This window comes from Microbacterium sp. P2_F9 (genome assembly GCF_056403635.1).
Genome location: NZ_JBFUFC010000283.1, coordinates 1 through 3,535 on the forward strand (window position 1 = coordinate 1; position 3,535 = coordinate 3,535).

Annotated in this window: 3 protein-coding genes; all 3 read right to left on the reverse strand. The window is 63.0% G+C overall.

Annotated elements, in window-relative coordinates; translation table 11 throughout:
* Positions 1–58 precede the first annotated feature (58 nt).
* Positions 59–1,609 (reverse strand): ABC transporter substrate-binding protein, encoded by a 1,551-nt coding sequence (locus AC1DVT_RS18780; RefSeq protein WP_477390753.1) that lies wholly within the window; start codon positions 1,607–1,609, stop codon positions 59–61.
* A 116-nt stretch (positions 1,610–1,725) separates the two neighbouring features.
* Positions 1,726–2,712, reverse strand: a complete 987-nt coding sequence (locus AC1DVT_RS18785; protein ID WP_457101953.1) for a carbohydrate ABC transporter permease — start codon at positions 2,710–2,712, stop codon at positions 1,726–1,728.
* Positions 2,699–3,535, reverse strand: an 837-nt coding sequence (locus tag AC1DVT_RS18790) for an ABC transporter permease (protein WP_477390755.1), incomplete at its 5' end; no start/stop codon positions are given. The genes AC1DVT_RS18785 and AC1DVT_RS18790, both read right to left, overlap by 14 nt.

The following is a 3,535-nucleotide window of genomic DNA, read 5'->3' on the forward strand; positions in this document are numbered from 1 at the left end:
GGCGGGCCCGCGTGGTGCGGACCCGCCCGACCGTCTCAATGGGTCAGCTCAGCACCCGCTACTTGGCCCACGCGTCCATGTCGGCCTGGATCGACGCGCGAGCGTCCTCGTAGCCGGCATCCTTCAGCGCCTGGCGCATCTCGGCGATGGCCGCAGCCGGGTCGTCGAACTTGCCGAAGGCCAGCTGGGGGACGTACTGCGTGAGCACGCTGCTCATGGCCGCCAGCGTCGGGTCGATCGCGTCCTTGTTGATGAGGAGGGTCGAGTACGGGTAGTCCTCGGCGACCGCGTCGAGTGCGTCGTAGATCTCCTGCTTGTTGGGCGCGTCGGTGACCTTGTCCAGCTCGAACTCGTCCATGCGTCCGGCCCAGAAGTTGGAGCCGAGCGAGTCGGTCGACGAGTCGTAGCCCTCGGGGTAGCCGAGCTTGCCGTCGTCCGTGACGATGTAGTCGGTGCCCTCGATGCCGTAGTTGATGAGGCGGTAGTCCTCTTCATCGTTGCGGAGCAGGTCGTAGACCTCGAGTGCCTTCTCCGGGTGTGCGGAGTAGGCGCTCACACCCATGGCGCCGTGAGTCAGGATGTCCTTGAAGACGTTCCCGTTCTCCTGGCCCCAGTAGAAGAACTTCGGGTCGGAGCCCGGCTGCTTCTTCGACAGGTTGTCGTAGATCTGCCCGATGAACGTCTGCGTGTGGTGCTGGTCGACGCCGGACAAGCCGGCGTACAGCTCCTCGCGCGTGTCACCGTCGTAGTTCGCGGCGTCCTCACGCCACACGCCGATGTCGTTCCACTTCTTCGCGTTTTCGGCGGCCTCGAGCAGCTGGTCGCCCTCCATGAACCACGAGGTCACCGTGTTCGGGTCGGCCTCGGTCGTCTGGAACGGGTAGTAGTTTCCGGCGCTGACCTGCTGGATCGTCTGGAAGTCGCTGTGACCCTGGATGTAGCCGGTGATGTCGGCGTAGGCGTCACCCGCGACGTCCCACGGGTACGCCTCGGGCTTGTTGTCCTTGACCCACTGGAAGTACTTCGTGAAGTCCTCGAACTTCGTGATCTCGCCGTTCTCGAAGCCGGCCGCCGTCGCCCAGTCACCGCGGTAGAAGAAGCCGTGGTTCGTGTACTGGGTGAAGTTGTCCTCCGGGATGAAGTAGATCTGTCCGTCGTCCAGCTTCGTCAGGTCCCAGTGCCCATCAGCGTCGACCTGTGCCCACGTCTTCGGGGCGTGCTCCTTGAGCATGTCCTCCGACAGCGGGAGGAAGGCGCCCTTTTCGGCGTTCTCCCACGCGAACAGCCAGTCCGTGGCCGTGGTGATGAGGTCGACGTTGTCGTCGCCCGACAGCAGCTGCAGGTTGTACTGGGTCTGCCAGTCGGCCCACTCGACGTAGAACAGGTCGAGCTTCGCGTTGGCCTGCTCGACGAGACGCTCGTTGAGCTTGTCCAGCATCGCCTCGAGGCGGCCGTTGGTGGGCTTGTCGCCGAGCACGAGCATCGTGATCTCGGTCGGGTCGCCGCCCTCCGACTCCTCCGATGAGGATCCGGCGCATCCCGCGAGTGCGGTGGCGCCCAGGCCGAGCGCGAGGACCGCCGCTCCTGCCCTGATGAATTTCCTTGCCATTGTGAGGCTCCTTTGGCTCTCAGTACTGGTGGTTGCAGTGGTGCCGCCTCTACGGGAGGCGTATTGGTGCGCGACCGATCTTCGGTGGTCTGCCGCGCATCGTCAGCAGCGGCGGGTCAGCCCTTGACGGCGCCGACCGTGATGCCGCTGACGAAGTATTTTTGGACGAAGGGATAGAGGAAGAGGATGGGCACCGTCGCCACGACCGCGCTGGCCATCTTCAGGGTGTTGCTCGGCAGATCCGTGATGCTGACGTTCGATCCGGCGACCGAGTTGCGCAGGGCATTGGCCGTGTTGATCACGTTGTACAGGTAGTACTGGAGCGGTTTGAACTCGACGGTGCTGCCCAGATAGAGCGACGAGAGGTACCACTCGTTCCAGTAGCCGAGGGCGAGGAACAGTCCGACCGTCGCCAGCGCCGGCTTCATCATCGGCAGACACAGCTGGATGAAGATCCGCATGTCGCCGGCGCCGTCGATCTTGCCCGACTCGACGATCTCGTAGGGGATGGTGCGCATGAAGTTCTTCATCAGGATGATGAGCCACGGGGTCATGAGCAGCGGCAGGAAGACCGCCAGGTAGTTTCCCCGCAGCCCGAGGTCCCGGCCGATCCACAGGAAGGTGGGCGCGAGGCCGGCCGAGAACAGCGTCGTGAAGTAGATGAAGAAGGCGATGTAGTTGCGCAGGCGGAAGTCCTGCCGATAGAGCGCGAAGCCCGTCATCGCGATGATGAACAGCCCGATCGCCGTGCCGGCGACGGTCATCACGATCGTGACGACATATGAGCCGATGATCTGCCGCGGCGCTCGGAAGATGTACTCGTACGCGGTGAACGTGAAGTCCTGCGGGAGCAGCCCGAACCCGCTCTTCATGATCGCCGCCTCGCTCGAGAATGAGGCGGAGACGATCAGGATGAACGGCAGCAGGCACATCACCGTGAAGATCGAGATCGTGGTGTACGAGATCCCTCGGATCACGTAGTCGCTGCGGTCGAGCTTGATGCGGCGGGTGCGCTCTTTCGTGGCGGTGGCGCGACGGCCGGCCGCCTTGCTCGCAGTCACGGTCGCGGTCACCGGCACGTCGGCGATATCAGAAGAGTGCATAGTCAGGGTTCATCCTCCGGACGATCCAGTTCGCCGTGATCACGATGGCGAATCCGAACAGCGACTGGTACAGACCCACCGCCGTCGACGTCGTGAAATTGTTCTGCGACATCACCATGCGGTACACGGCGGTCTCGATGATGTCGGTGGACTGGAACAGCGCCGCGTTGTTGCCGACGAGGTTCCAGAAGAGCCCGAAGTTGCCGTGCATGATCCCGCCCAGCGCGAACAGCAGCAGGATCACGAAGATCGGCTTGAGGCTCGGCAGGATGATGTAGCGGATGCGCTGCCATGCCGATGCGCCGTCGATCGCGGCCGCCTCGAACATTCCCCGGTCGATGCCCATGATCGCCGCGAAATACACGATCGTGCCGTAGCCGGTGCTCTGCCAGAGATGCACTCCGGTGATGATGAACGGCCACGCACCGGGCGTGCTGTAGATCTTGAGCGGGTCGCCGCCGGTCTGCTCGATGAGCGTGTTGACGGCGCCGTTGTCGAAGTTCAGGAGGTTGAACGCGATGACGCCGACGAGCACGACCGAGATGAAGTACGGCAGGAACATGATGCTCTGGGTGATCTTCTTGAAGTACTTCAGCCGGATCTCGTTGAGCATCACCGCGAAGGCGATCGCCAGGACGTTCCCCAGCACGATGAACGCCAGGTTGTAGAGGACCGTGTTGCGCGTGAGCAGCCACAGCTGACCCGACTTGATCAGGAACTCGAAGTTCTTGAACCCGACGAAGGGGCTGCCGAAGATGCCGTCGCGGTAGTTGAAGTTCGTAAAAGCGATCCAGATGCCTGGCAGCGGCGCGTAGTTGAAGAT